The sequence below is a fragment of the Mangrovicella endophytica genome, assembly GCF_002893625.1.
GTDB lineage: Bacteria > Pseudomonadota > Alphaproteobacteria > Rhizobiales > Rhizobiaceae > Mangrovicella > Mangrovicella endophytica.
This window is the reverse complement of sequence record NZ_PKMZ01000001.1, coordinates 168,979-194,791: the sequence shown is the minus strand read 5'-3', so window position 1 is coordinate 194,791 and position 25,813 is coordinate 168,979. Positions and strand designations below refer to the sequence as shown.

The 25,813-nt window shown below is 67.2% G+C and carries 24 protein-coding genes; 8 read left to right on the top strand and 16 right to left on the bottom strand.

The annotated features are described in order from the left end of the window. The first annotated feature begins 10 nt into the window (after nucleotides 1–10). The 6 genes from C0R46_RS00890 (at nucleotide 11) to C0R46_RS00865 (ending at nucleotide 5,645) form a co-directional block, all read left to right on the top strand. Complete coding sequence (locus C0R46_RS00890) at nucleotides 11–1,183, top strand: ABC transporter substrate-binding protein (RefSeq protein WP_157944512.1); 1,173 nt, start codon at nucleotides 11–13, stop codon at nucleotides 1,181–1,183. 67 nt (nucleotides 1,184–1,250) lie between these two features. After that, nucleotides 1,251–2,033 carry an N-formylglutamate amidohydrolase gene (locus C0R46_RS00885; RefSeq protein ID WP_102957702.1) on the top strand — a complete coding sequence of 261 codons (783 nt, stop codon included), beginning with the start codon at nucleotides 1,251–1,253 and terminating at the stop codon, nucleotides 2,031–2,033. Between the two features lie 17 nt (nucleotides 2,034–2,050). Further along, entirely contained in the window at nucleotides 2,051–2,935 is an 885-nt protein-coding gene (locus tag C0R46_RS00880; RefSeq protein WP_157944511.1) for a MurR/RpiR family transcriptional regulator, read from the top strand. A 5-nt stretch (nucleotides 2,936–2,940) separates the two neighbouring features. After that, nucleotides 2,941–4,254 carry a glutamine synthetase family protein gene (locus tag C0R46_RS00875; RefSeq protein WP_102957700.1) on the top strand — a complete coding sequence of 438 codons (1,314 nt, stop codon included), beginning with the start codon at nucleotides 2,941–2,943 and terminating at the stop codon, nucleotides 4,252–4,254. 10 nt (nucleotides 4,255–4,264) lie between these two features. Next, nucleotides 4,265–5,005, top strand: coding sequence for an SDR family NAD(P)-dependent oxidoreductase (locus tag C0R46_RS00870; RefSeq protein WP_102957699.1), 741 nt, complete (start codon nucleotides 4,265–4,267; stop codon nucleotides 5,003–5,005). A 13-nt stretch (nucleotides 5,006–5,018) separates the two neighbouring features. After that, nucleotides 5,019–5,645: a cysteine hydrolase family protein gene (locus C0R46_RS00865; RefSeq protein WP_102957698.1), complete on the top strand. Its 627-nt coding sequence runs from the start codon at nucleotides 5,019–5,021 to the stop codon at nucleotides 5,643–5,645. 37 nt (nucleotides 5,646–5,682) lie between these two features. Here C0R46_RS00865 and C0R46_RS00860 read toward each other — a convergent pair whose 3' ends face one another. Further along, nucleotides 5,683–6,582, bottom strand: coding sequence for a LysR family transcriptional regulator (locus tag C0R46_RS00860; RefSeq protein WP_102957697.1), 900 nt, complete (start codon nucleotides 6,580–6,582; stop codon nucleotides 5,683–5,685). Nucleotides 6,583–6,738: 156 nt separating this feature from the next. On the opposite strand from C0R46_RS00860, the gene C0R46_RS00855 reads away from it, so the two are divergent. Continuing rightward, nucleotides 6,739–7,833: an alpha/beta hydrolase family protein gene (locus C0R46_RS00855; RefSeq protein WP_102957696.1), complete on the top strand. Its 1,095-nt coding sequence runs from the start codon at nucleotides 6,739–6,741 to the stop codon at nucleotides 7,831–7,833. Nucleotides 7,834–7,978: 145 nt separating this feature from the next. Next, nucleotides 7,979–8,707 (top strand): phosphodiester glycosidase family protein, encoded by a 729-nt coding sequence (locus C0R46_RS00850; protein WP_245413363.1) that lies wholly within the window; start codon nucleotides 7,979–7,981, stop codon nucleotides 8,705–8,707. An 85-nt stretch (nucleotides 8,708–8,792) separates the two neighbouring features. Here C0R46_RS00850 and nagA read toward each other — a convergent pair whose 3' ends face one another. The 15 genes from nagA to C0R46_RS00775 form a co-directional block, all read right to left on the bottom strand. Continuing rightward, on the bottom strand, nucleotides 8,793–9,947 hold the full coding sequence (gene nagA, locus C0R46_RS00845; RefSeq protein ID WP_102957694.1) for an N-acetylglucosamine-6-phosphate deacetylase: 1,155 nt from the start codon (nucleotides 9,945–9,947) through the stop codon (nucleotides 8,793–8,795). Continuing rightward, the gene (locus C0R46_RS00840; protein ID WP_102957693.1) at nucleotides 9,947–10,972 is read right to left on the bottom strand and encodes an SIS domain-containing protein; all 1,026 of its coding nucleotides are present in this window, start codon (nucleotides 10,970–10,972) and stop codon (nucleotides 9,947–9,949) included. Before C0R46_RS00840 ends, nagA begins: the two co-directional genes overlap by 1 nt. Before the next feature lie 81 nt (nucleotides 10,973–11,053). Beyond that, nucleotides 11,054–12,151: an ABC transporter ATP-binding protein gene (locus C0R46_RS00835; protein ID WP_102957692.1), complete on the bottom strand. Its 1,098-nt coding sequence runs from the start codon at nucleotides 12,149–12,151 to the stop codon at nucleotides 11,054–11,056. Nucleotides 12,152–12,162: 11 nt separating this feature from the next. Continuing rightward, nucleotides 12,163–12,975 (bottom strand): carbohydrate ABC transporter permease, encoded by an 813-nt coding sequence (locus tag C0R46_RS00830; protein WP_102957691.1) that lies wholly within the window; start codon nucleotides 12,973–12,975, stop codon nucleotides 12,163–12,165. Further along, nucleotides 12,975–13,847, bottom strand: a complete 873-nt coding sequence (locus C0R46_RS00825; RefSeq protein ID WP_102957690.1) for a carbohydrate ABC transporter permease — start codon at nucleotides 13,845–13,847, stop codon at nucleotides 12,975–12,977. Before C0R46_RS00825 ends, C0R46_RS00830 begins: the two co-directional genes overlap by 1 nt. A gap of 79 nt (nucleotides 13,848–13,926) precedes the next feature. Then, complete coding sequence (locus tag C0R46_RS00820) at nucleotides 13,927–15,222, bottom strand: ABC transporter substrate-binding protein (protein WP_102957689.1); 1,296 nt, start codon at nucleotides 15,220–15,222, stop codon at nucleotides 13,927–13,929. Nucleotides 15,223–15,271: 49 nt separating this feature from the next. Next, on the bottom strand, nucleotides 15,272–16,285 hold the full coding sequence (locus C0R46_RS00815; protein WP_102957688.1) for a Gfo/Idh/MocA family protein: 1,014 nt from the start codon (nucleotides 16,283–16,285) through the stop codon (nucleotides 15,272–15,274). Then, a complete protein-coding gene (locus C0R46_RS00810) occupies nucleotides 16,282–16,989 on the bottom strand; it encodes an N-acetylmannosamine-6-phosphate 2-epimerase (RefSeq protein WP_102958542.1) in 708 nt (235 codons plus the stop codon). The genes C0R46_RS00815 and C0R46_RS00810 overlap by 4 nt, the downstream gene beginning before the upstream one ends. Nucleotides 16,990–17,096: 107 nt before the next feature. Continuing rightward, entirely contained in the window at nucleotides 17,097–17,984 is an 888-nt protein-coding gene (locus C0R46_RS00805; RefSeq protein WP_102957687.1) for an N-acetylmannosamine kinase, read from the bottom strand. Further along, the gene (locus C0R46_RS00800) at nucleotides 17,968–18,795 is read right to left on the bottom strand and encodes a MurR/RpiR family transcriptional regulator (RefSeq protein ID WP_102957686.1); all 828 of its coding nucleotides are present in this window, start codon (nucleotides 18,793–18,795) and stop codon (nucleotides 17,968–17,970) included. The genes C0R46_RS00805 and C0R46_RS00800 overlap by 17 nt, the downstream gene beginning before the upstream one ends. Before the next feature lie 32 nt (nucleotides 18,796–18,827). Beyond that, nucleotides 18,828–19,967 carry a GNAT family N-acetyltransferase gene (locus C0R46_RS00795; protein ID WP_102957685.1) on the bottom strand — a complete coding sequence of 380 codons (1,140 nt, stop codon included), beginning with the start codon at nucleotides 19,965–19,967 and terminating at the stop codon, nucleotides 18,828–18,830. 256 nt (nucleotides 19,968–20,223) lie between these two features. Further along, entirely contained in the window at nucleotides 20,224–21,120 is an 897-nt protein-coding gene (locus C0R46_RS00790; RefSeq protein WP_102957684.1) for a hydroxymethylglutaryl-CoA lyase, read from the bottom strand. Further along, nucleotides 21,120–22,619: a sugar ABC transporter ATP-binding protein gene (locus C0R46_RS00785; RefSeq protein WP_102957683.1), complete on the bottom strand. Its 1,500-nt coding sequence runs from the start codon at nucleotides 22,617–22,619 to the stop codon at nucleotides 21,120–21,122. The genes C0R46_RS00790 and C0R46_RS00785 overlap by 1 nt, the downstream gene beginning before the upstream one ends. Next, entirely contained in the window at nucleotides 22,616–23,701 is a 1,086-nt protein-coding gene (locus C0R46_RS00780; RefSeq protein WP_157944510.1) for a hypothetical protein, read from the bottom strand. Before C0R46_RS00780 ends, C0R46_RS00785 begins: the two co-directional genes overlap by 4 nt. After that, on the bottom strand, nucleotides 23,701–25,812 hold the full coding sequence (locus C0R46_RS00775) for an ABC transporter permease (RefSeq protein WP_102957681.1): 2,112 nt from the start codon (nucleotides 25,810–25,812) through the stop codon (nucleotides 23,701–23,703). Before C0R46_RS00775 ends, C0R46_RS00780 begins: the two co-directional genes overlap by 1 nt. Nucleotide 25,813: the final 1 nt, after the last annotated feature.

Here is a 25,813-nt window from a genome sequence, read left to right as displayed (position 1 = left end):
GAGAAGCAGCATGCGCAATTGGATCTCCGGCCTTGCGGCAGTCGCCGCCGCAGGCCTTCTCTCGACCGCCTTCATCCTGCCGGGCGCCGCGCAGGACAAGGAGCCGATCAATGTGGCTGCCCTCTACAATCTGACGAGCGGCGGCCTCTCCTCGCTGGATGCGCCGTCCTTCAACGGCATGAAGCTGAAGGCCAAGATGATCAACGATGCCGGCGGCATCCTCGGCGGCCGCAAGATCGAGATCACGGCGATCGACACCAAGAACGACACGCGCGAGACCGCGACGGCGGCGCAGCGCGCCGTCGCGATCAAGGGCCTCGTCGCCGGCATCGGCCAGAGCGACTCGACCTTTGCCCTCGCCGCAGCGCCGCTGTTCCAGTCGGCGGGCATTCCGTTCGTCACCTCCGGCGCGACCTCGCCCGACTTGCCGGACATGGTCGGCGACCAGATGTTCCTCGTGCCTTTTGGTGACGACGTCCAGGCGCATGCCATGGCCGAATACGCCTACAACACGCTCGGCCTGCGCAACGTCGCCATCTGGACCGACAATGCCATGGACTACACGACGGGCCTGACGCGCTACTTCACCGAGCGCTTCACACAGCTCGGCGGCAAGGTGGCGCTGGAGGACGTCTACATGACGACCGATCAGGACTTCTCCGCACTGGTTTCGCGCCTGCAGTCGACCACCGGCGTCGACGCCGTCTTCGCCTCCTCCGGCCCGGACACGGCCGGCATCATCGTCAAGCAGATCCGCGAGGCCGGCATCACGCTGCCGATCCTAGCCGGTGACGGCTTCGACACCGACCTCGTCCTGTCGGTGCCCGGCGAGGCGCTTGCCAAGGACGTCTACTTCACCACGCATGCCTATGCCGGCATCGAGACCGGACCGGCGCAGGAATTCCGCGCCGCCTATCAGGCGGAGTACAACACGGCGCCGGAGAACGCCTTTGCCGCGCTCGGCTACGATGCCATGGGTCTCGTCGCCGACGCCATCACCCGCGCCGGATCGACCGAGCCGGCCGCCGTCTCCAAGGCTCTGGCAGAAACCAAGGCTTACGAGGGCGTGACCGGAACGGTCGCCTTCCCGGAGGGCAAGCGCGTTCCGAACAAGCCGGTCGCCATCATCAAGGTCGGCGGCGGCAAGATGAACTTCGAAACCACCGTGACGCCGAAAGGCTGACCTCCGAGCGACGGCCGGCGTGGCCTGACCCGCCGGCCGCTGCCACGGACAAACTGCGACAAGAGCCATGACCACACTGCTGCAGCCGGGCGATCCGATCCCATTCGGCCTTGAGAACGAGGGCGGATCGTCGCCCTTCGTCTTCGCATGCGACCATGCCGGGCTCGCCGTGCCGCGCCGGCTTGGCGACCTCGGCCTGCCCGAGGCGGAGCTGTCGCGCCATATCGGCTGGGACATCGGCATCCATGGCGTGACGCAGGCGCTCGCGCAGGCCCTCGATGCGCCTTATGTCTACCAGCCCTATTCGCGGCTGGTGATCGACTGCAACCGGCAGCCCGGCCATCTCCAGTCGATCGCGCCCGTCAGCGACACCACGCCGGTGCCGGCCAATGCCGATCTTTCCGGCGCCGACCGGCGATCGCGCGAAAACGAGATCCTCGAACCCTATCATGCCACGCTGAAGGGCCTTCTCGACCGGCGCGCGGCGGCTGGCCGGCCGACCATCTTCTTCGCCATGCACAGCTGCACGGACATGCTGCGCTCGGACGGCTTCGCGCGCCCGTGGGAGATCGGCGTCCTCGCAGACAGGGACTGGCGTCTCGGCGACGCGCTGATTGCGGTGCTCGAGGAGGAGACCTCCTTCACGGTCGGCCGCAACCAGCCCTACTCGGTCAGCTCGCAGACCGACTATACGGTGCCGGTCCATGCGGAGGGTCGCGGCCTTGCCTATGCCGAGATCGAGATCCGCCAGGATCTGATCGGCGAGCCGGCCGGACAGCGGGAATGGGCCGCGCTCCTCGCGCGCCTGTTCCCCATGGCGGCTGAGCGCGCCGGCGTGCTGCCTCGGTGATGGACGCCGAAGCGCCCGTGGCCGACGGCAAAACGCCTTCCGCAGCCGCGGGCGGTTCAGTCAAGGAGCGCACGCTCGCGAGCCTGCCGGACCTCTCGCGGGCGGAGAACCGCGTTGCCCATGCGCTGCTTGCCGAGTACCCCTTGGCGGGTCTGGAGACGGTGGCGCGATTTGCGGCGCGCGCGGCGACCAGCGGACCGACGATTCTGCGCTTCATCGGGCGCATCGGCTTTTCCAGCTACGCCGAATTCCAGGACGCGTTACGCGCCGAGGTGCAGATCCAGCTGCAAAGCCCGCTGGCCCGCTACCCGGCGCCGCCGCCCACCTCCGATGGACGCGACGTCATCCGCGACGTTGCCCACGCCCTCCGCCTCAACATGGAGCAGCTCGCGGCCGGAACGCAGCGTCAGGATTTCGGCGCCGTCTGCAACCGGCTGGCCGATCCCGCCCGCTCCGTCCTCTGCCTCGGCGGACGCTTTTCGTGGCTGATCGCCACCTATCTCTTCCAGTATCTGCGGGAGCTGCGGCCCGGCGTGCGCGTCGTGCGCGACATGACGGCCGCCTGGGCCGACGATCTCGTCGACATGCGGGCGGGCGACGTCCTCGTCGTCTTCGACTTTCGCCGCTACCAGCGCGATGTCCTCGATTTCACCCGCGGCGCGCGCGCACTCGGCGCCGAGGTCGTCCTGATCACCGACCTCTGGCACTCACCCATCGCGGCCTATGCCGACACCGTGATCCCCTGCTCCGTCGTGCTGCCGACCGCCTTCGACAGCGGTGTCGGGGGGCTCGCCATCGTCGAGCTCCTGGTAGCTGGCGTCGTCGAGCGGCTTGGACCGGCGGCCCGCGACCGGATCGCTGCGCTGGAAGACGTACGCAAGTCCACCAATCTCGGAAGCTGACCGCCATGATCCATGAGCCGCTGACCCTCTTCTGCTACGCGGACCTGTCCGGACAGGTCCGCGGCAAGGGCTTCCCGACCCGCCTTCTCGACAAGCGGCTGAAGAGCGGCATCGGCTGGACGCCGACCAATCTGATGTTCACCGCGCTCGGCACCATCGCGCCCTCGCCCTGGGGACCCCATGGCGACCTGACGCTGATGCCCGATCCCGCGACCAAGGTGGAGGTCGACTTCGAGGACGGCGCGCCGGCCGAACGCTTCTTCCTGTGCGACGTCACGCAGACCGACGGCAGCCCCTGGGACTGCTGCCCGCGCACCGCGCTGAAGACGGCCGTGGAGGATCTGCGCCGGGAGACCGGCATCGTGCTGCGCACCACCTTCGAGCACGAATTCGTCTACTCCGGCGCAGAGACGCGGCCGGGCGACATGTATGGGCTCGGCGCGATCCGCCGACACGGCGCCTTCGGCGAGACGTTCCTGGCCGCGCTGCACGCAGCGGGACTGGAAGTCGATTCCTACTTGCCGGAATTCGGCTCCGGCCAGTTCGAGGTCACCCTGCCGCCCGTCGAAGCCCTGGCCGCCTGCGACCAGGCCGTGATCCTGAAGGAGATCGCCCGCGCCACGGCACACCGGCTCGGCCATCGCGTCACCTTCGCACCGCGCGTCACGCCGGACGGGCTCGGCAGCGGTGTCCACATCCATTTCAGCCTCTGGACCGAGGATGGCGAGCCGATCAGCTTCGACCCGGAGCGCCCGTTCGGCGTCAGCGACAAGGCGGGCAGCTTCCTTGCCGGCGTCATCCGGCACATGCCGGCCCTCTGCGCCTTCACCGCACCGACGGCGATCTCCTATCTGCGCCTCAAGCCGAAGACCTGGACCGGTGTCTGGTCCAATCTCGGCTACCACGACCGCGAGGCCGGCATCCGCATCTGCCCGGTCTTCGGCCCGCACAAGAAGACGGCCCGCCAGTTCAACTTCGAGTACCGCGCCGCCGACGCTACCGCCAACCCGTATCTGCAGCTCGCGACGATCATCCAGGCCGGGCTGAGCGGCCTGCGCGATGGACTTGCGACGCCGCAGCCGACGAGCGGCGTCGATCCGGAGACCCTGGACGAGGCCGAGCGCAATGCCCGGGGCATCCGTCGGCTGCCATCGAGCGCCGACGAGGCACTCGCGGCGCTGGAAGCAGATACCGCCGCCGGCAGCTTCCTGACGCCGGCGCTGACGGAGGCGTATCTCGCCAACAAGCGGGCCGAGCTGGACCTCACCCGCGAGTGGAGCCCGGAAGAGCTCTGCAACCGCTATGCCGCCGTTTATTGAGGAAAGACCCATGGGTAAGCTGAACGGGCGGATCGCCGCCGTCACGGGTGCCGCGACGGGCCTCGGACGCGCCATTGCCCTGCTCTACGCCGCCGAGTGTGCCGACGTCGCCGTCCTCGACCGCAATGGCGAAGGCGCCGAGATCGTCGCGGCGCGGATCCGTGAACTCGGGCGGCGCAGCCTCGCCGTCACCGTCGACGTCGGCGACGAAGCTCAAGTCGTCGCCGCCTTCGCGCGCGTCGAGGCCGAACTCGGGCCCCTCGACATCCTCGTCAACAACGCCGGCATCGTCACCGTCTCGCTCCTGGAGACAATGCCGACCGAGACGTTCGACGAGATGATCCGCATCGACCTGAAAAGCGTCTTCCTGTGCACGCGTGCGGTGCTGCCGGGCCTGAAGGCGCGCGGCTACGGGCGCATCGTCAACATTGCCAGCCAGCTCGCCTACAAGGGCGGCGAAGGCATGACCCACTATGCCGCCGCCAAGGCCGGCGTCGTCGGCTTCACCCGTTCGCTCGCCTATGAGGTGACGCGGCACAACATCGCCGTCAACGCGATCTGCCCCGGCCCCCTCGACACCGACATGAAGCTGCCGCCGGAATGGGTGAGCAACAAGGAATCGCAGCTGGTGATCGGCCGCCAGGGACGGGTCGAGGAAGTGGCGCCGACCGCGCTCCTCCTCGCCTGTGAGGACGCTGCCTTCTATGTCGGCGCGACGTTCCATCCGAACGGCGGCGACATCATGGTGTGATGAGGAGACATCCATGCAACGTCCTGAAGATGCGGGCCTGACGCGCGAGCGCCCGTTCGAGCCCAAGCGCACCTGCCTCCTCCTCATCGACACGCAGAACGTCGTCTGGAACCCGGATGTGGCGGCCCGCCTGCCCTGGTTCGACGAGACGGTGCGCAGCACGGTCCTGCCGAACCTTCAGGCGCTGGTCGCCGGCTTCCGCCACGCCGGCGCCGAGGTGATGTACACGGTGATGGAGAACCTCACCCGCGACGGGCGCGACCGCAGCCTCGACTACAAGCTCTCCAACTTCTTCATCGCCAAAGGCTCCTGGGACGCCAAGGTCTTCGACGCGCTGGCCCCCGGCGAGGACGAGATCGTCATCCCGAAGACGTCATCCGGCGTCTTCAACTCCACCAATATCGAATACGTGCTGCGCAATATCGGGATCGATACGCTGGTCATCACCGGCTTCCTCACCGACCAGTGCGTCGATCATACGGTGCGCGACGCGGCCGACCGGGGCTTCTATCCCGTCTGCGTCTCGGACGCCTGCGCCACCCACACGGCCGAGCGGCACGAGGCGGCGCTCAAGGCCTTCTCCGGCTATTGCCGCACGCTGACGACGGCCGAGCTTCTCGAGCGCCTGCCCGGCGACTAGGGCCGCTCCGGCGATGGCGGCGTCTGAACCGCTGCCATCACGCAAGCTCGGCACCGCCACCGTCGACTTGCCCGGCTAGCCGCGGTGCAAAACCGCGCATCGCGGCGTGGATCTGATCGCAGAGGAGCCGCACGCGCTTCGTTCGCCGCGTGTCAGCATGGGTCAGCAGCCAGATGTCGCCGGCGCGTGCGACAGGGCCGCCGGGGACGCGGGCCAGAAGTGGATCGGCATCGCCCAGGAAGCACGGCAGGATGCTGATCCCCATCCCCGCACGGGCGGCCTCGTACTGGGACCGCATCTCCGCAAATCGGATCGGTGTCGCCGTGGTCGTGATCCCGCCTGCCGGCTGCCAATCCGACGGCACCGCCTCATTGGCGCCCAGCAGCCAGGCCACAGGCTTCGAGCGGACTTCCAGCAGATCACGCCGCACGTAATAGCCGGTATGAAATCCGCCGAGCCGCGTACCATAGAGATTGTCGGGCGGCGCACCATTGCCGATGACGACCCGCAGGGCGACATCCGCTTCCCGGTTGCTCAGATTGACCACCGATCCCGAACCGATGATCTCCAGCGCGATATTGGGATAGGCGGCGCTGAAATCGGCCAGGGTCGGCATCAACAGATCGGTCGCAAAGGAGACCGGCAGCGTGAGCCGCAACGGTCCTGAGATGCTCTGGTCACGCCCGAAGATTTTCGCCTCGATCTGAGCGGACGCCGACGACATCTGCCCGGCCAGTTCAACGATGTCGGCCCCGGCGTCCGTCAGCTTGTAGCCGGATGGCAGCTTGTCGAAGAGCTTGGTGCTGAGCTTCTCTTCCAGGCGTCCAATGCCGCGGATAATCGTCGCGTGATTGACGGCGAGCATGTCTGCGGCCGCACGCACAGTGCCGCCTTCTGCGACAGCCAGAAACATGCGGATCTCATCCCAATGATCCATGGTGCGTTTCGTCACGATCCTTGTGCGCCTCTCGCCAGTTTACTGCCGCTTCACGCAGATTCAAAGGTTGCCGATCAGCCGAGGAGGTGCAATGGCGCACCGCTGGCGCCGCGCCTTCCACCGAAACGGATTGGCAGGTCACTGAAAGAGGTCACCATGAATATGCTGTCGTTGCTGCGAAGCGCCGTCCTCACCACGCTCATGACCGCGTCGGCAGGCGCGAGCGGGCAGGCGCTCTCCGATCTCAAGCCGTCTCTGGAACCTCTCGTTCTTCAGAGCCAGGGAAGCTTCTTCGTCGGCGGCAGAACCGTGGAGACGAAGACAGCCGGTTGGAGCGGGATGAAGGACCTGTTCGGCGAGTCATTCGAGGCCGGCAAGGTCTTGGTGGATCAGATGTATGTCCAGTTCCAGACGCCACCTGAGCCGTCGCATACGCCGATCGTCTTCGTGCATGGTGGCCTGCTCTCCTCGAAGGCCTGGGAGACGACGCCGGATGGGCGCATGGGCTGGTACGAATACTTCACCCGCCAGGGCTTCCCGACCTACTTGGCCGATCAGTCCGGCCGGGCCCGCTCGGGCTTCAACGGGACGGTCTTCAACCAGGTCCGCAACGGGAGCCTGCCGCCCAGCCGACAGCCGCCCGTCTTCCTCGGAACGTCGAACATGGCCTGGAAACTCTTCCGCTTCGGTCCGGAGCTAGGTCAGACCTGGCCCGGCCTGCAGTTCCCGACCGACCATGTCGACGAGGTCTACAAGCAGATCATCCCGGACATGTTCGAGACGCAGGTGCCGAGCCTGCTCGACGAGTTGACCTCCCCGGAGACGAATAATGCGAGCGTCGAGAACGTCGCCAGCCTCGCCCAGGAGCTCGGCGGTGCCATTCTCGTCGGCCATTCACAGTCAGCCGGGTTCCCGACGCAAGCGGTTCTGAAGAAGAAGGGCGGCATCAGGGGCATCATCCAGCTCGAAACGGGCTGCTTCGCCAATCTGACCGAGGATCAGGTGAAGATCCTCGCCACCGTTCCGATCCTGGTGATGGTCGGTGACTATCTCGGCGAGCATCCCGAGGCGCCTTGCGTCAAGGAGATGGAGCAGATCAAGGCCGCAGGCGGCGACATGACCTTCATTTCGCTCCCGGCGATCGGCGTGAAGGGCAACAGCCACATGTTCATGCAGGACAAGAACAACCTGAAGATCGCCGACATCCTCGTGACTTGGGTGAGCGAGCACGTCGAGACCAAGGCTCGCTAGCAAGCTCGGGCAACGGGAAAGGGCAAGGCGCAAGCCAGTCGGCCCTTTCCGCCCTATAAGAGCGGAAGCAGATGGGTCGTTGCGAGGGCGGTGAGAGACAATGGCGATGCGACGAAGCTGGCGAGCTGGGTGGCTGGCCCTCGCGATGACGCTTCTCGCCGCCCCGGCGGCGCTGTCCGATCCCTGCACCAAGGACCGGTTTGAAGGCGCGGATTACATCGTCTGCACGATCGACCCCGCCGCGTCGGACCTCCGCCTGTTCTGGCAGGACAGCGCGGGCGCGCCCTATCGCAACTTTGCCAAGCTGGCCGACGCTGTCGAGACGGAAGGTCGGACGCTGAGCTTCGCGATCAACGGCGGCATGTATCGGACGGACTTCTCGCCCCTTGGCCTTTTCGTCCAGAACGGCAAGGAACTGCGGCCAGCCGACACGACGACGATCGACAAGCCGGCCGGCGGCGTGCCGAACTTCTACAAGAAGCCCAACGGCGTCTTCTTTCTTGGCGCGGCCGGCGCGGGCATCCTGACGACGGACGCGTTCACGCGGGATCGGCCGAGCGTCCGTTTCGCCACGCAGTCCGGACCGATGCTCGTGATAGGCGGCGCGTTGCATCCGGCGCTGATCCCCGGCTCCACCGACCGCACCCGCCGCAGCGGCGTCGGTGTCTGCGAACAGGGTCGCGTCCGCTTCGCGATCAGCGAGGGCAACGTCAACTTCCACGATTTCGCACGGCTCTTCCGCGACCATCTGGCGTGCCCCAACGCGCTGTTCCTGGATGGCGGGAACGGCGCCGGGATCTACGCGCCGGCGCAGCAGCGCAACGACATGTCATGGCATGGCGGGTATGGCCCCATGCTCGGACTGGTCGAGTAAGCTGCCGGCAAAGGTGCCGAAGGTAAACCGGCGGCCTGGCGCCCGGCGCCGACGTTCAGACGCCATCCACCCGAGATACCCGGGATCACGCGGCCGCGACCCACTCCACCTGCCCGTCGATCCAGGTCGCGCCGACGCGAGACTCGCCATCCAACCAAACGAGATCGGCGCGCCGGCCCGGCGCCAGTCGTCCCCGGGTGCGATCGCATAGGCACTCGGCCGGGTAGAGCGAAGCCATCCGGAGCGCCTCTTCGAACGGCACGCCCACGACGTCGCGCAGATAGCGGACCGCGCCGATCATCGTCAGGTCGGATCCCGCAAGTGTTCCATCGTCCAGGGTCAGCCGACCGTCGCGGCGCGTGACCCGGCGACCGTTCAGCCAGAACACGTTGTCCGCGACGCCGACTGTCGCCATCGCGTCGGTGACGGCGAAGACGCGACCAGCTCCTCGCTTGGCGCGTAGCGCGATCCTGATCGCGGCGGTGTGCACGTGGTGGCCGTCCGCGATGATCCCGCACCAGGCGTCGTCTCGCTCGAGTGCCGCTCCGACGACGCCCGGCTCGCGATGGCCGAGCTGGCTCATCGCGTTGAACAGATGGGTGCCGCACCGGGCTCCCGCTGCGAAGGCCGACATCGCGGTCTCGAAGTCTGTGTCGGTGTGGCCCAGCGAGACCAGGATGCCGGCCGCCGCCAAGCGTTCGATCCGTGCGTTCGACACGCTTTCAGGCGCGACGGTGAGGAGAAGAGGTCTGACCTGCGTCGCCAGAAAACGCTCGACATCGGCGTCGGTCATCGCGCGGATGAGAGACGGATCATGCGCACCCTTGCGCGCCTGCGAGATGAAGGGGCCCTCGACATGGATGCCGAGGCACCCGGGCACGCCGGCAGCCATCGCGGCCTCGACCGCGTCGATGGCAGCGAAGGTGATCTCCGGCCGATCGGTGATCACGGTCGGCAGGAGCGCGGTGGACCCGAAGCGCCGATGTGCGGCGCAGATGGCCCGCACCCCATCCACGGTCGGGTTCTCGTTGAGAAGAACGCCGCCCCCGCCATTCACCTGAAGATCGATGAAGCCGGGGGCAATCAGACCGCCGTCCAGCTCTGTACAGCGCATGCCCGCGGGCAACTCAGCTTGGGGGCGAACGGCCTCGACGAGGCCGTCCGACACGATGACGGCCGTGCCCTCGCGCGTCGTGTCGCCGTCGAATACCGCGGCCCCGGTAAGCGCAAAGGCTGCCATCAGACTGTTTCCGTCACCTTCTTCAGTCCGCGCGGATTGTCCGGATCGTGGCCGCGGGCCCGCGAAAGCGCCTCGGCAAAGCGGTAGAAGGACAGGATCATCGACAGCGGCTCGGTGAGCGGGTGGCCCGTCGCCGCGTGCGGCAGCACGGTGCCGACCGGGCTTTCCCCGATCGCGAAGAGCCTTGCTCCGGCGCCGTCGAGCCGGCGGCAGAGCTCCTGCATCCCGGGCCGTGCGGCGTCGTCCACCAGGAAGGCGAAGGCCGGAAAGCCGGCCTCCACGAGCGACACCGGGCCGTGCACAATCTCAGCGCCGGAGAAGCACTCCGCATGCAGGATCGAGGTTTCCTTCAGCTTCAGCGCCGCCTCGGACGCGACCGCAAAGCCCGGGCCCCGTCCGCTCGTGTAGAGCGATGTGGCGGTGCGGCACGGCTCCAGGGCCGGTGACCAATCCGTTTCGAGAGCGGCGGCCAGCTGGTCGGGCAGCAAGGCGATTGCTGAGAGGAGACCTCGATCCTCGCGCCATTGAGCCAGCAGCGCGAGCGCTGCGACGGCGGAGGCGACGAAGCTCTTGGTCGCCGCGACGCTGAGTTCCGGGCCCGCGCGCAAAGGAATCTCGATGTCCGCGGCTTGTGCGAGTGGTGACTCCGGCGCGTTCACGAGCGCAATCGTCTGCGCACCGCCCGTTGCGGCGGCCTGAAGCAGCGCCACGATATCGGGGCTGCGGCCGGATTGCGAGATCGCAACCGCGGCGCTCCCCGCCAGGCGCAGCGCCGTCCCGTAGACGGAGGCGAGCGAGGGGCCGAGTGAGGCGACGGGCACGCCGGAGGTGATCTCGGTGGCGTATTTGAAATAGGTCGCCGCGTGGTCGGACGAGCCGCGGGCGATCGTGGCGACGACCCTTGGATCGAGTTCACGCAGGCGGCGCCCCGCCTCGCGCAACTGGTCGCCGGACTGGTCGAGCAGCCTCGCGACGGCCTGCGGCGTTTCCTCGATCTCGCGCTGCATCAGGGTGGGCGTCTGCATGGGAGCTTCCTCGGTTCTTGGATCCGGCGGTGGCGGCGCGCGCGGGGCCGGCCCTCTGCCGAATGGGTATGGCCAGCTCGGCTAGAGCAGGCGCTCGCCCGAAGCAGGGTCGAACAGCATGACCTTCGCCGGCGGGAATCTGATGCCGACGGTCTCGCCTTGGGTGAGCGTACCGGCGGGTCGCCGCACGATCGAAGGCTGATCGCCGACCCTCAAGGTGACGATGTCTTCCGGACCGGTCGGCTCGACGAGGTCTACCACCGCCGGCAGCGCGCCGGCCGAGGCAGCGCCGACATCGACGTTCTCGGGACGCACGCCGATGAGCAGGTCACGTCCCCGAAGCTCCGCCAGCGCAGCGGCGTTCGGCAGCTCGATCGCGTCGGAAGCAGTCCCGGCTCCCTCGTTCCCGACCCTGAAGCCGTAGCCGCTGCCAAGCGGCTCGACGCGCCCCTTGAGGAGCGTGATCGCCGGCGAACCGATGAAGCGGGCGACGAAGAGGTTCACCGGCTCGTGGTAGATTTCGCTCGGCGTGCCGGCCTGCTGGACGACGCCCTTGCTCATGATCACGATCTTGGTGGCGAGGGTCATCGCCTCGATCTGGTCGTGGGTGACGTAGACCATGGTGCGCCGGATCGTCTGGTGCAGGCGCTTGATCTCGGCGCGCAGGTCCGTGCGCAGCGCCGCGTCGAGGTTCGACAGCGGCTCGTCGAACAGGAACAGCTTGGGGTCGCGCACGAGAGCCCGGCCGATGGCGACGCGCTGTCGCTGGCCGCCCGAGAGTTCGCGGGGATAGCGGGCCAGCAGCGGCTCGATCTGGAGGAGCTTGGCGACCTCATCGACCTGCGCACGCGTGCGGGCCTTGTCGGTCCCGCGCATCTTCAGGGGAAAGGCGATGTTTTCCGCCACGGTCATCGTTGGGTAAAGGGCGTAGGACTGGAACACCATTGCCACGTCCCGCTCACGCGCCGGGAGCTGCGTGACGTCCCTGTCCCCGATCAGGATCTGCCCGGAGTCGATGGGGTGGAGACCCGCAATGGCGTGGAGCAGCGTCGACTTTCCGCAGCCGGAGGGGCCGAGCAGGACGACGAAGGCGCCCTCCTCGACATCGATCGACACCCTGTCGAGCACGGCGAGCGCGCCATAGGATTTCGTGGCGGACTGGATCGAGAGCTTGGCCATGGATGGATCCGTCAACCTTTGACGCTGCCGAGGGTCAGGCCGCGGACGATCTGTCCCTGGACGAGAAGCCCCAGGATGATCATCGGAAGCATGATGAGGCTGCCGGCAGCGGTCAGCGCACCCCATTGAATGCCCTGGAATGTGAGGAAGGAGGTGATGCTGACCGGAAGGGTCTGGGTGCTCCGGCCCGACAGCACCAGGGCGATGAAGAACTCGTTCCAGGTGAAGAGGACGCAGAGGATCATCGTGGCGACGATGCCGCCCTTGGCCGCCGGCAGGAACACCCTTGAGAACACCGTGAACTCGCGCGCACCGTCGACGCGCGCCGCGTCCCTCAGCTCCCTTGGAACATCGTTGAAGAAGGTGAGAAGAAGCGAGATCGCAAAGGGGATGTTGATGAAGGCGTAGACCGCGATCAGCAGCCAGTGGGTGTTCAGGGCGCCGATCCGGGTCGCCAGGAAATAGACCGGGATGACGAACAGGAGCGCCGGCGCAATGCGCAGCGTCAGGATGAACTTCTCCTGGCTGCGCCGGTAGGGAGCGTCCTGCGAGGCGAGCCCGTAGGCGGCGACGGCGCCGATCGCCACCGCGATCGCGCTGGAGACGATCGAGACCACGAAGCTGTTGGCGAAGGCCGCCAGGAAGCCCCGGTTCGCCAGGATGCGGCGATAGTTGTCCATCGTCGGCTCGAAGAACCAGACGGGCGGGATGGCGAAAGCGTCTCGCGTCGTCTTGAACGACGTCACGACGACCCAATAGAGCGGGAACAGCACCGCCGCCATCAGAAGAGCCAGCGCCAGGTAGAAGAGGATGCGCCTCAGCATCAGCGCTCTCCGGACTTGGGGAAGAGGACGCCGTACATCGTCAGGAGCGCGACGTTCGTGAACACCGTCAGCACCAGCGCGATGGTCAGGGCGTAGGAGATGTCGAAGTTGGTGAAGGCGGCGACGTAACCGTAGTAGTTCAGCGTCTCCGTCGACAGCGCCGGCCCGCCCCGAGTCATGATGTAGAAGAGGTCGAAGGCCTTGATGGAGTCGATCGCCCGGATCAGCGCGACGACGGCGAGCACCCGCCGCAGCATCGGCAGGAGGATGTACCAGGTCACCTGCCACTCGCGGGCGCCGTCGACGCGGGCGGCGTCGAGCGGGTCGGTCGGGGCGGATTCCAGCCCCGCCATGACCAGAAGGACGACGAAGGGCGTCCACTGCCAGACATCGGCGATCAGCACCGAGAAGATCGCGACCTCGGTGCTGCCGAGCCAGTCGACCGGGCCGATGCCGAGCACCGACAGGGCGTAGTTCGCCATGCCTGTCGCGGGGTCGAAGATGAAGCGCCAGGTGAGGCCGACGACCACGGGCGTCATGATGATCGGGACGAGAAGAAGGGCGCGCACGAGGCGCCGCAGCGCAAAATCGCGATCGAGGAACAGGACGATCGCAAGGCCGAGCGCAACCTCGATACCCGTGGCCAACACGGTGAAGAGGGCCGTGCGGACGAGCGCCGAGATGGCACGCGGGTCGTTCCAGAGGCGGAGGTAGTTGTCCGCTCCCACGAAGGCGTCCTGGCCGGCGCGCAGCAGCGAGACGTCACGCAGAGTCAGCCAGACGACATAGGCCGTCAGGATGACCGAGACGACACCGAGCGCCGCGACGATCGGCCGATGGAAGTAGCGGGTCGGGTCGGCGAGAGTCGTCACGGGCGAAGGCCTCCGTTGATCAGGGAGGAGCCGGGGCAGAAGCCCCGGTCCTTCGTCGGTTCAGCCGTCAGGCTCGGGATCAGCGGGCGAGCGCGGCGTTGTTGGCCGTGTCGGCCTCCTTCAGGGCGTCGGCCGCGCTGCTCGCGCCGGCGAGAGCCTTCGAGACGGCGATACCCGTGTTGTTGATGACCTCGTTGGCCTTGTCGATCGTCGGCAGATACTGCGGGTTGCCCTGGTTGATCGCGGCCAGCATCGCGTCTTTGAAAGCGCCGTAACGCTTGCCAAAAGCCTCGCCGTTGAGCGCGGTGAGCGAGGTGACGCCGGAGTTCGGATCGGTCTCGAGCGACTTCACCTGCTGCTCCTTGGCCGTCGCCCAGGCCGCGAAGACAGCCGCCGCCTCCTGGTTCTGCGAGTCCGCCGAGACATAGAGGCTGTGCACCGCCAGGGAGGACGACCCTCCCTTCGGCGAGGCCGACTTCATCGGAACCGGGACATAGCCAACCTTGCCCGCAACCGTGGAGACGGCGGGATCCTCGTTGAAGGCGCCGTTGACCGTGGCGTCGAGCGTCATCGCCGCCTTGCCCTGCTGGAACAGGAGACGGTTCTCTTCCCAGCCGAAGTTGGCAACGCCGACCGGACCATACTCGCGCAGCACCTTGGTGAAGGCTTCGAGGGCTGCGATGCCCTCGGGCGTCGCGAGGGCCGACTTGCCGGATTCATCGAGGAACGAACCCCCGAAACCCCAGAGATAGGCCGCCCAGACATAGACGCCCTGGATGCCCTGCTGGCCGCGCATCGTGATGCCGGCGATCTCCTTGTTGGTCTTCTCCGACACGGTCTTGGCCGCCGCTTCGATGTCTTCGAAGCTCTTCGGCTCGGAGAGGCCGTATTCCTGGAAAAGGTCCTTCCGGTACATCAGGAAGGTGCTCTCGCCGTAAACCGGAAGGCCGTAGGTCTTGCCGTCGACGACGTTGGTGTTGAAGTAGCCGGGGACGAAATCGGCCTTGTCGAAGTACTGCGCGTATTTGGCGAGCGTATCGTCGAGCGGGACGATGTAGTTGGAGGCGACGAAGCCCGGCACATAGATGATGTTGTTCTGGACAACGTCGTACCGGCCGGACTTCGAGGAGAACTCCAGAAGCGTCTTGGCGGTGATATCCTGCTCGGGCACGACTTCGAGCTGAACGTCGATACCGGTCGCCTCGGTGAAGGCGGGCAGCATCTTGCTGATGGCGTCCGTGGTCGGATGCCCTTCCATCAGGACGGAGAGCTGGACACCGTCGAACGGCTTGTCCTGTGCCACAGACGAGCCCGGGAAGGCCGCCAGAATACCGACCGCCGCAGTGGCCGCCAGAAGGTTACGCCTGCTGATCATGCTTCATCTCCCCTTGAACGCGGCAATGCCACCGCTGGCTGGACTGCTGTTACGAAAGGCGAATTACGTCGCCGGTCTCCGCCGACCGGATCATGGCGAGCGTCAGTTCAAGGGAGGCGATCGCCTCCTCTCCGCTCGCGACGGGCGCGTTGCCGCCGTCGAGCCAGTCGATCACGCCCTCCAGCTCACGCTTCAGGTCGCCCTCGACCTTGCCGCCGACGGTCGGCCAATGCTGGGTGTCGATCTCCTGCGAGCGCTCGTTGTCGGCGAAGTAGAGGCCGCTGTCGCCGCACTGGATCTCGAAGGAGGCGTCCGTCCCGATGAATTCGAGGCGTGCATCGATCATGTGACGCGCGCCCGACGGCAGCGACCACGCGCTCTCGAAGTTGACGATCGTGCCGTCCGAGAAGCGCACGATGGCTGCGATCGTGTCCTGCGTTCCGATCGGCCCGAGGAGCCGGTCGGTCTCCTGCGCATAGACCGAAACCGGCTTCTGCCCCTCCAGCATCCACAGGGCGAGGTCGACGTCGTGGACCGTCACGTGGAGGGCGAGCGGCAGCTTGCCGGCATAGCGCTTCGGCCCTTCTGTCCGGGCGCTGTTGCGCCGGGCATAGAGATGGATCGGCGCGCCGGTGCGGCCGGTCGCGATCAGCTCCTTGGCGTGCGCGTAGCGGGGATCGAACCGCAGGAGATAGCCGATCCCGAGCTTGGTCCCGGCCTTGCGGCACGCCTCGACGATCTGCTTCGCCTCGTCGAGCGAAGAGGCGATGGGCTTCTCGATGAAGAGGTGGACGCCCTTCTCGGCAGCGGCCAGCGCGGGCGCCAGATGGAGATTGTCGGGCGTGCAGATGCTGATCAGGTCGAGCTGCTCGCTCGCGAGGAGTTCCTCATGCGAGGCGTAGACCTTGCAGCCGCCGAGCGTTTCCGCAACGGACGTCGCCAGGGTCGTATTCGGATCAACGATGGCGACGAGCTCGCAGCCCTTGAGGCGCGCGAAGATCGACGCATGCATGGAGCCCATGAATCCGGCGCCGATGACGGCAATGCGTTTCGTGTCGCTCATTCCGCGGCATGTCCTTTGAGCTTCTGGGTACGATTGTGCAGGGCTTCGTCGACGAAGCGCCGCGTGATCATGTCGGGCCGGGTGATGGCGCTTCCGACGACGACGAAGCGGGCGCCGAGATCGAGGGCACGGCGCGCCTCCTCGCCGGACCAGATCCGGCCTTCGGCGGCGAACGGAACGCCGGCGGCAGCGAGTTCGGACATCAGCGCGAAGTCCGGTCCGGCAAGCTGACGGGAATAGGGCGTGTAGCCCGACATCGTGGTGCTGACGATGTCGGCCCCCGCGTCGATGGCGTGCTGCCCCTCTTCCACCGTGCTGATATCCGCCATGGACAGGCGGCCGGCCCGCCGCACCCTCTCGCAGAGCGTCTGGACCGTGTCGGGACGCGGGCGGTCCGTTGCGTCAAAGGCGATGATATCGGCCCCCGCATCCACCACTGCATCGATGTCTGCGATTGACGGCGTGATGTAGATGTCAGTGCCCAGGCGCACGACCTTCAAAAGGCCGATCAGAGGCAAGCCGCTGGCAGCGCGCACTGCCCTGATGTTGTCGACGCCCTGGATGCGCAGACCTGCGGCGCCCCCTATCACGGCAGAGCGTGCAAGCGCGACGATGTGCTCCGGCGCATCGAGCGGCAGGCCCGGTTCGGCCTGGCACGACACGACAAGGGTGCCTGAGAGATCGGTGAGGCGTGAGAGGGTCACGGACTTCAGTGCTTCGCTTGAGTGGACCGGGTCCACGGATGTTGAAGCGAGCTAATCCGAAATGAATTAATCCGTCAACTCTACTTTGGTGATGAAAAATTCCTTCATCACCGTTCTGCAAGCAGCGCCGCGACGCCGATGAGCCCGGCATCCGGTCCGGCCTCGGCCCTGACGATCTCGCGGTGAAACGTCGGGGGGAGTTCCGCCGCCGCCTCGACGACCCGCTCCAGGAAGCCCGGCGCCAGACCGACCCCGCCGCCGAGCGCGATCCGCTCCACGTCGCAACTCGCCGCAAGGTTGCCGAGGGCGATGGCGATGGATCGGGCTGCACTGCGGATCATGCCTTCGGCCATCGTGTCCCCTTCGGCCGCGAGGGCGAACAAGTCGGGAGCGGCGACGGCCCGCCCGAAGGCGGCGGTGGCGAGACGCGCGAGTGCGGTGCCCGAAGCGACCGTCTCCAGGCAGCCGCGCCGTCCGCAGCCGCAGCGTGTCCCCTCAGGCTCCGCCACGACATGACCGAGATGGCCGGCAAGGCCGCGACGCCCAACGATCAATCGTCCGTCTACGACGATGCCGGCGCCAATGCCGGTCGACACGGTCATGAAGGCGAAACTGGCGCATCCGCGTCCGGCGCCGTGGCGGTACTCGCCCCAGGCGGCTGCCTGAGCGTCGTTGACGAGGAGCGGCGGAGAGCCGATCACTTGGCGCAACGCGTCGACGAGCGGGAAGCCGTTCTCGATCGGCAGGGTATCGGGGTTGAGCGCCGTCAGCCGACCTTCGTCCACCAGGCCGGTGGTCGCGATCGCCACCGGACCGTCTCCGGGCATGGCGCCGAGAGCGCTCGCAATGGCGGCGACGAGGTCGCTTCCGCGGTCGGTGCGCGGCGTTGGGAACTGGCGTCGTTCCGTGACGCGGGTACCCTCCACCATTGCGAGAGCGACCTTGGTGCCGCCGATGTCGACGGACCGCACGGCACTGTTAGAAACTTCGGTCACTGACGACTTCCGCTGTCTTCTCGGCCGTGACGAGGCAGTTCGGGTCCTGGCGGCCCATCTCCCCGATCAAAGCGTCGACGATGAGCAATTGACTGATCTTGGAGGGGAAGGCGCCGCCGGTCAGAGGCGTCTCCGGCCAGGAGGCGACCAGCGACAGATTGCAGGACGCGACCAGGGGGCTCTTGGCCCGGTTGGTGATGCCGATGACGAAGGTCCCGTTTGCCTTCGCGACCTCCGCCACACGAACCGCGTCGATCGTCGAGCCCGAGCTGGACACCACAACCTGAACGGCTCCGCTTGTGGCGGTCCGGGCCGCCATGACGGCGAGCGGCGCGTCGCTCGCGGCTCGGCAGACGCGCCCGATCCGCGACATCTTGTAGGCGAGGTACTGGGCCGTGATGGCCGATGCCGCGACGCCGAAGCACTCGACGAAGGTCGCCGACAAGAGCTTCTCGGCCGCGGTTTCGATGTCGGCCCGCACGATCAGTTGCTCCGTCTCGCGCAGGGCGACGACGGCCGTTTCCACGAGTCGCTGGATATCGTCCGCCGGCGACCCCGCACCCGCAGACCGCCCGTCGGTCGCCAGTTCCTTGGCGAGCGCCAACTTGAAATCCTGGAAGCCGGAGAATCCAAGGTCGCGGCAGAAGCGCATGACACTGGCTTCCGAGGAGTTCGAGGATTCAGCCAGTTCCGTAATGCTCTGGTAGAGCGTCGTGTCGGGCTGGGCGAGCACGGCGTCCGCGACGCGCGCCAGGGCGGGCGTCATGTCGCTTGCAAGCGACCTCAGTCTGGCGATCAGCGCCTGCGACATCTCATGCTCCTCCCGTCGGTTCCTGCCAGACTCTACACGTGCTCGGCGAGCCAGGGAGGAGGACCGGCGAAGACGAGGTCGGCCAGACGCGTGCCGTCTGCATCCGCCGCGAGATGTCCCTGCCGCTGGAGGTGGGAGGCGGACCTAAAGCCGGTGAAGAGCGAGGACAGGAAGGCCGAGCGCACCGCGACGCCGGGGGCGCCGGGTTCAACCCCCTCACGGACGCTCGCCCTACCGCCGGCGATGTCGAGGATGAGGTCGGACTGCCCTCCCCCGTCTTCCCGGATGGACAGGTTGAGCGTAGCGTCGCGAACGACATAACCTCTCGCCTCCAGCGCCGCCTTCGGGTCGAGGATGCGCGCCAGCCATTCCTCCTGATGCAGGAGGCGCCAGCCCTTGTCCGGCATGGCCGCGACGAGGTCGTCATGTGGGCCGCCATGCCAGCGCACCAGCGGATAAACGGACCGGAAGCGGCCGAAGAAGGCGAGAAGGCTGGTCGCCTCGGCACCTGTCGCCGCAAACCAGTCGCGCACGATCAGGACGTTCGGGTCCGAGGCGTCGATGATCGCATAGGCCGAGAGTTCAGCCTCGCCTGCCCCGAAGGCAGCAAGGCCCTGGCGTGGGGCGCGCAGGAGCTCGTGCCAATGCGCCTCCGCCCGGTCGAGAAGCCCCGCTTCCGCCTGCGTCTTTGCGTCATAGGCGGCGCGCAGAGCCGGATCGTCCAGAGCGACGGAGCGGAATGAGTGCTCCGTCTTGGCCGGCAGGGCCGCCGTCTCGGCCTCGTAGACGATCTCGCTTCCGGCGAGCTCGAAGCCGCACTTGCGGTAGACGGGCCGAGCCGAGGCGAAGAGCGACACCATCGCGGCGCCGCGTTCGGCCGCAGCGCCGGCGAGGCCGTTCACCAGCGGCCGGGCGAGGCCGCTGCCCCGCGCTTCCGGCGCGATGGCGATATGCGCGATATTGGCGGCGGGCACCCATCCGCCACCGAAGCGGTGCCGGGTGTCGAGAAGCGCCGCGCAGGCGGACAGCGCGCCGCCGCAGCGCATCACGAAGAAGGCGTCGGTCCCGAGATTGGCGACGTATTCGCTGGTTCGCTCCTCCGTCATGCCGAAGGCCAGGCGCATTAGCCAGCCGATCTGGTCGGCGTCAGAAGGTCGTGCTCGCTCGATCATGCCGGCTAATGTCGATAATTTTCACGCTGTGTCCAGATGTAAAAAATTCCTCCGATTTGGCGCGATGAAATCGTATTGCGGAGACTGCACCTCGGCTCCGGCTGTCCACGCTGCCGACGATGTCAGCAGCGCGCCGTTGCAAACGCAGCCTGGCCGCGGCATCATGGCGGCGGTTGTTGTCCACCGAGATACGGTGATTGCGCCGGCCACGAGTTGCATATCGCACTGACGTCCAACGCCACTCCGGCGGGCAGGATCAGGCTCTCGCTTCGGCGGAATCGCGGGCCAGCGGCTGGCGAGGCACGATGCGCCGGATAAAGCGCTCGGCAGATGCGAGCCGATCGATGTCGACACCGGTTCCGTAATCTCGGCTCGCGAGGTGAGCCGCAAGCCGCGCCGTGTCGAGATTGCCCGCAGCGCCCGGCGCATAAGGGCAGCCGCCGAGCCCGCCGACCGCGCCGTCGAAGATGCGGATGCCGAAACCGAGCGCGACGTCGATATTGGCGAGCGCCATGCCGGACGTGTCGTGGAAGTGGCAGGCAAGCCGGTCGGCCGGCACGGCCGCCGTCACTGCATCCAGCATGCGCTCGACCCGCTCCGGCCGCGCACGGCCGAGCGTGTCGGCAACGGCGATCTCGCCGCAGCCGAGATCGAGCAGCCGCTCGGCGACGGCACGCACCGCCGAGGGCTCGATCTCGCCTTCATAGGGGCAGTCGGTGGCGCAGGAGATGTAGCCGCGCACCGGCAGGGTGTGCGCCTCGGCGAGCCTCAACACCGGCTCGAAGCGGGCGATACTCTCGGCAATGGTGCAGTTGGTGTTGTGGCGTGCAAAGCTTTCGGAGGCGCTGGCGAAGACGGCCAGTTCCTGCGCACCCGCGGCAATGGCCGAAACGGCACCCTTCTCGTTCGGCACCAGAGCGGACAGGCGCAGTCCCGGGCCTCGAGCCGCGCCCCGCATCACCGCGTCATGGTCGGCCATCTGCGGCACCCATTTCGGCGAGACGAAGGCCGTAGCCTCGATGCGGGACAGGCCGGCCTCAGCCAGCATCGCGATCAGCTGCAGCTTGTCCTCGGTGGAGATGATCGCCTTCTCGTTCTGCAGCCCGTCGCGCGGCCCGACCTCGACGATGATCGCCGTCCGGTCTCCCTCCATCAGTGCACCGCCGCGTACATGATCTTCTCTTCGCTGGCTTCCTCGATCGCCATTTCCTCGACGATGCGCCCCTGGCGGGCGACCAGCACACGGTCGGATATAGCGAGGATCTCTGGCAGGTATGACGAGATCACCACCACCGCTGCACCGGCATCGGCGAGGCGCTGGATCGTCGCGTGGATCTCGGCGATGGCGCCGACGTCGACGCCGCGGGTCGGCTCGTCGAAGATGATGATCTCGGGCGCCTGGATGAGGCTCTTGGCGATCACCACCTTCTGCTGGTTGCCGCCGGACAGCTCCACCACCTTGGCGTTGCGGCGGATCGTGCGGATGGCGAGCTTCTCGATCCAGTCCGCAGCGTCGCGGCGGGCCTGCGCCATGGTGACGACGGAAACCGGATTGGCCCCCTTGGCGAGCCGGCCGAAGAAGATGTTCTCGGCGATGCCCATGGTGTCGAAGATGCCGTCGAGCTTGCGGTCCTCGGTGATGTAGGCGATGCCGCGGCCCACCGCCGCGCGTGGCACGCTGAATCGCACGCTGCGGCCATGCAGCCGGATGCGCCCGCCATGGAAGATGTTGCGCTTCAGGACTCCGGCGGCGATCTTCATCATCTCCGTGCGCCCGGCGCCGACGAGGCCGAACATGCCGGTCACCTGTCCGGCGAAGACCGACAATGTGGCGCTGCGCACCGCCTTGCCCATCGAGACGTTCTCGAGCGCCAGCACCTTGGCGCCGGCCGGCCGGCCCTTGCGTGCGCCCGCCGTGCCGTAGAGCTCGTCCTTCAGCTGGCGGCCGACCATGGCCTGGATGATGCGGTCACGGCTGAAGTTGGCGGCATCGTCCGTCACCACCAGCGCGCCGTCCCGCAGGATGCTGATGCGGTCGGCCAGCGCCAGGGCTTCCTCCAGCGCGTGGCTGATGAAGATGATCGAATGGCCCTCGCGCTTCAGGCGCTCGACGAGGGCAAAGAAGTGCTGCTTCTCCTCCGGCGTCAGCGTCGCGGTCGGTTCGTCGAAGACGAAGATGCGCGCCTGGCGCTGCACGGCGCGGGCGATCTCCACCATCTGCTTCTTGGCCGCGCCCAGCGAGGAGACCAGCGCTGTCGGCTCGACATGGAAGCTCAGCCGCTGCAGCTGCTGCTGCGCCTTGATGTTGATCCCGCGCAGCCGGTTGAAGAACTTCTCCTCGCCCAGGAACAGGTTCTGCGCGACCGTCATGGAGGGGATGAGGTTGGTCTCCTGGAACACCATGGCGACGCCGTGCGACAGCGCCTCGGCGGGCGAGCCAAAGCTGCGCGGCGTGCCCTCCACCAGCATCTCGCCGGAGGTGAGAGGGTAAAGCCCGGCCAGAACCTTGGTCAGCGTCGACTTGCCGGCGCCGTTCTCGCCGAGCAGCGCATGCACCTCGCCACGACGGAGCGTGAAGTTGACGTTCTGGAAGGCGGGAACGTCGCGGAACGCCTTGGTGGCGTTTCTGAATTCGACGATCGTCTCGCTCATGACACCGCCTCCGGCTGCAGCCGCAACAAGGCTCCGGCACCACGCGCCGCGGCGTAGAGCCGGCCATCCAGCTCGGCAACGGAGGCGACGCCGTGCATCTGGCCATGCGCGCGCGAATGGAAGCTCGCCACAGGCTGGAAACTCGCATCGAGCCGGACGACAAGCCCGTAGGAGCGCGATGGCGCCCAGGGCTTCATGATGCCCATCTGGCGCACCGAACCTGCCTGCAGCGGCTGGTCGCCATTGGCAGCGTCCGAAAAGTCCGGACCGATCCAGCTTTCCGGCGGAATGGTCGCCATCATTTCGGCGCGGTAGCCGTCCTCCAGAAGCACCAGCTCGGTCAGCTGCCGGCGCGGCGCGAACAGGGCCAGCCAGAACCCGCCGCCGGACGCAGCGAGAAGCCGTGCCGGATAGGCCGGCAGGCGGTCGAGGAGCACCTGAGGCCGCGCGCTTGGTTGGGACGCCAGCACCACGAGCCGGTGCCGCCAGCTCTCGGCGACGATCACCGCGCCGTTCTGGCCGATGGCAACGCCGTACGGAAAGGCCAGGCCCTCGCCAAGGACGCGGGTCGCGCCTGTCCCGAGATCGACAGCGAGAACGCGCCCGCTGGAGCCCTTGCTCATCAGGTCACGCTTCCAGTCCGCGCATGCGAACCGGCTGGAGCCAACTGCGACGATCATCTCGTGCTCGCTGCGGAAGACCGCGGCGGTGATGCAGCGGTTGGCGTCGCCGAGATCGATCGGCCGCCAGCCCTCGCTTGTCTGCAACTCGATGCCAGCGCCCTCGACGCCGACGGCGAGCAGGCCGCCGGCGGACGCCGCCGTCATCGTCACCGCTCCCCCGAAGCGGCGGATCGGCTCGGCCTGCCGGCTCTCCGGGTCGATGCGGTAAAGCGTGTCGCCGCTGCTGCAGACGAGCTGGCCGTCCAGCACCGCCAGATTGTCAGCTTCCGCGAAGTCAGCGATCCGCTCGGCTTGGTCGAGCCGGTCGTTCGGCTTCAGGACGCCGTCCATCGGCGGGATGCTGAGGGCATCGTCGTCGCCACGGCCGAACAGGTCGGCGATGCGTGAAAGAAGGCCCATCAGCCGCGCCCCCAGGTGTCGCGGCGCGCCGTCCACTCGGGATCAGCATCCGGCAGACGCACGCGGCCGATCCGGTTGTTGGAGACGCCGCCGAGATAAAGATAGCCCTTGTGCTCGCAGGTCGAGGTCACGGACGGGTGGTTCTCGCCCGCCTGATCCCACAGCACATCCAGGATCTCGCCGGTTTCGGACAGGTGCACCACGCATCCCCGGTTGACGTTCGGGAACAGCCATTCGTCCGTCGCGATCCGCCGGGCCATGCGACGGCGGAAGGCGGGCTTGCGCATCGCGAGGTCGAAGGTCGGCGTGCGCAGGCCAAGCAGCGCCACCCAGAAGGTGCCGTTGGAGCCGCGGTTGATGTTGTCTGGGTAGCCCGGCAGGTTGGCCGTGAAGACCTCGCGCTTGCCCTTGTTCGGGCCATCGAACCAGTAGCGGGAGATGCGGCAGGTCCAGGTCTCGGCAAAGAGCAGCGACTGGCCATCGCGGCACATGGTGATGCCATTCGGGAAGACCAGCCCGCGCAGCACCGTCTGCGTCTTGCCCGACCTGGGATCGTGGCAGATCAGCCGGCCGTTGCCGCGCCCTTCCAGGGCATCGGTCACCCAGTCCGCCATCTCGTAGCGGATCGTCGCCTCGCTGAAGAAGATGCGGCCGTCCGGCGCGACATCGAGATCGTCCGGCAGGCGCAGCCGCGAATCGTCGATGACCGACAGCCAGCTCCGGTTGGTCTCGTCGGCGACGCGGCTCACGACTCCCTCCCGATCGACGCGGTAGACGCCCATGCCGCCGACGCAGGTGAGGAGATCCCCGTTCTCGGCAAAGGCGAGCCCGAGCGGATGGCCGCCGATCCGCGCGAAGATCTCGCTGCGCTGGTAGTCGGGCGCCAGGAAGCGGACGATCGTACCGTGGCGCGTGCCGGTATAGAGATTGTCATCGGCATCGAGCACGACGTCCTCCGGCCCTTCGACGATGCCGAGGCCGATCGGCTCCGCCGCGCCCAGGCGGTCGTTCAGCGCAAAGGCCGCCTCCGCCGCCTTCGACCGCTCCGGCAGGGCGAGATAGGTCGGCGAGACATAGACGCGGCTCAGGATCTTGCTGCGGTTCTTGACCCACTTGGCGTCGAACAAGACGGCGAGGATCAGGATGGCGCCGAGGACCAGCTGGTTCACCGATCCCGGCGTCGACATCCGGATCAGACCGTTGGTGAGAACCAGGACCAGGATGGCGCCGACGATCGCATTGCCGACGGAGCCGCGGCCACCACCGAGAGAAACGCCGCCGAGCACCACGGCAGTCAGCACCGAGATCTCCATGCCGATGCCGGTATCGGCGCCGGTGCTGCCGAGGCGCGCGGAGAACAGGAAGGCGGCCATGGCCGTCAGCAGGCCGGAGGCGACATAGGCCAGGCACACGGTGCGCTTGACGTCGATGCCGGCATTGAAGGCGGACTTGCGGGCGCCGCCGACCGCGCGCAGCCGCCAGCCGGGCCGCAGGCGCGACAGGGTAATGTGCAGCGCGAGCGCCACGGCGGCGAAGACGATGAAGGAGACAGGCACGCCGTAGAAGTCGCCGAAGCCGAGATAGTCCCAGGTCGGCGAATCCGGCGTGCTGGCGACGATGACGCTGGCAAGCCGCGGAAAGACGATGTCGTAGATCGCGCGGTAGATCACCAGCGTGACCAGCGTGGTGATGAAGGCGCGCAGGCGCAGATAGCCGATCAGGACACCGTTCACGAGGCCGCAGACGATGCCGACGCCAAGCGTTACGGCGAGCGAGGCGGCAATCCCGATGTCGAGCACGTTCATGCCGACGAGCGCCCCGAGGACGCAGAGGGCGAAGGTGGATCCGACGGACAGATCGATGCCGCCGGAGAGGATCACGATGGTGAGCGCGAGCGCCACCAGCCCAAACTCAGCCAGCTGGCGGCTGAGATCGGCGATATAGCCAGCATTGAAGACGCCGGGAATGAGGGCCGCGAGAGCCACCAGCACCGCAAGAAGTGCGGCGACGGGGATCGCGCTGTCGATCCAGCTCTTCGACAGGATCTCTCCGACCAAACGGCCGGAGAGATACCTGTAGCGAAGGCGGGTCAGCGTATCGCTGCTAGCCATG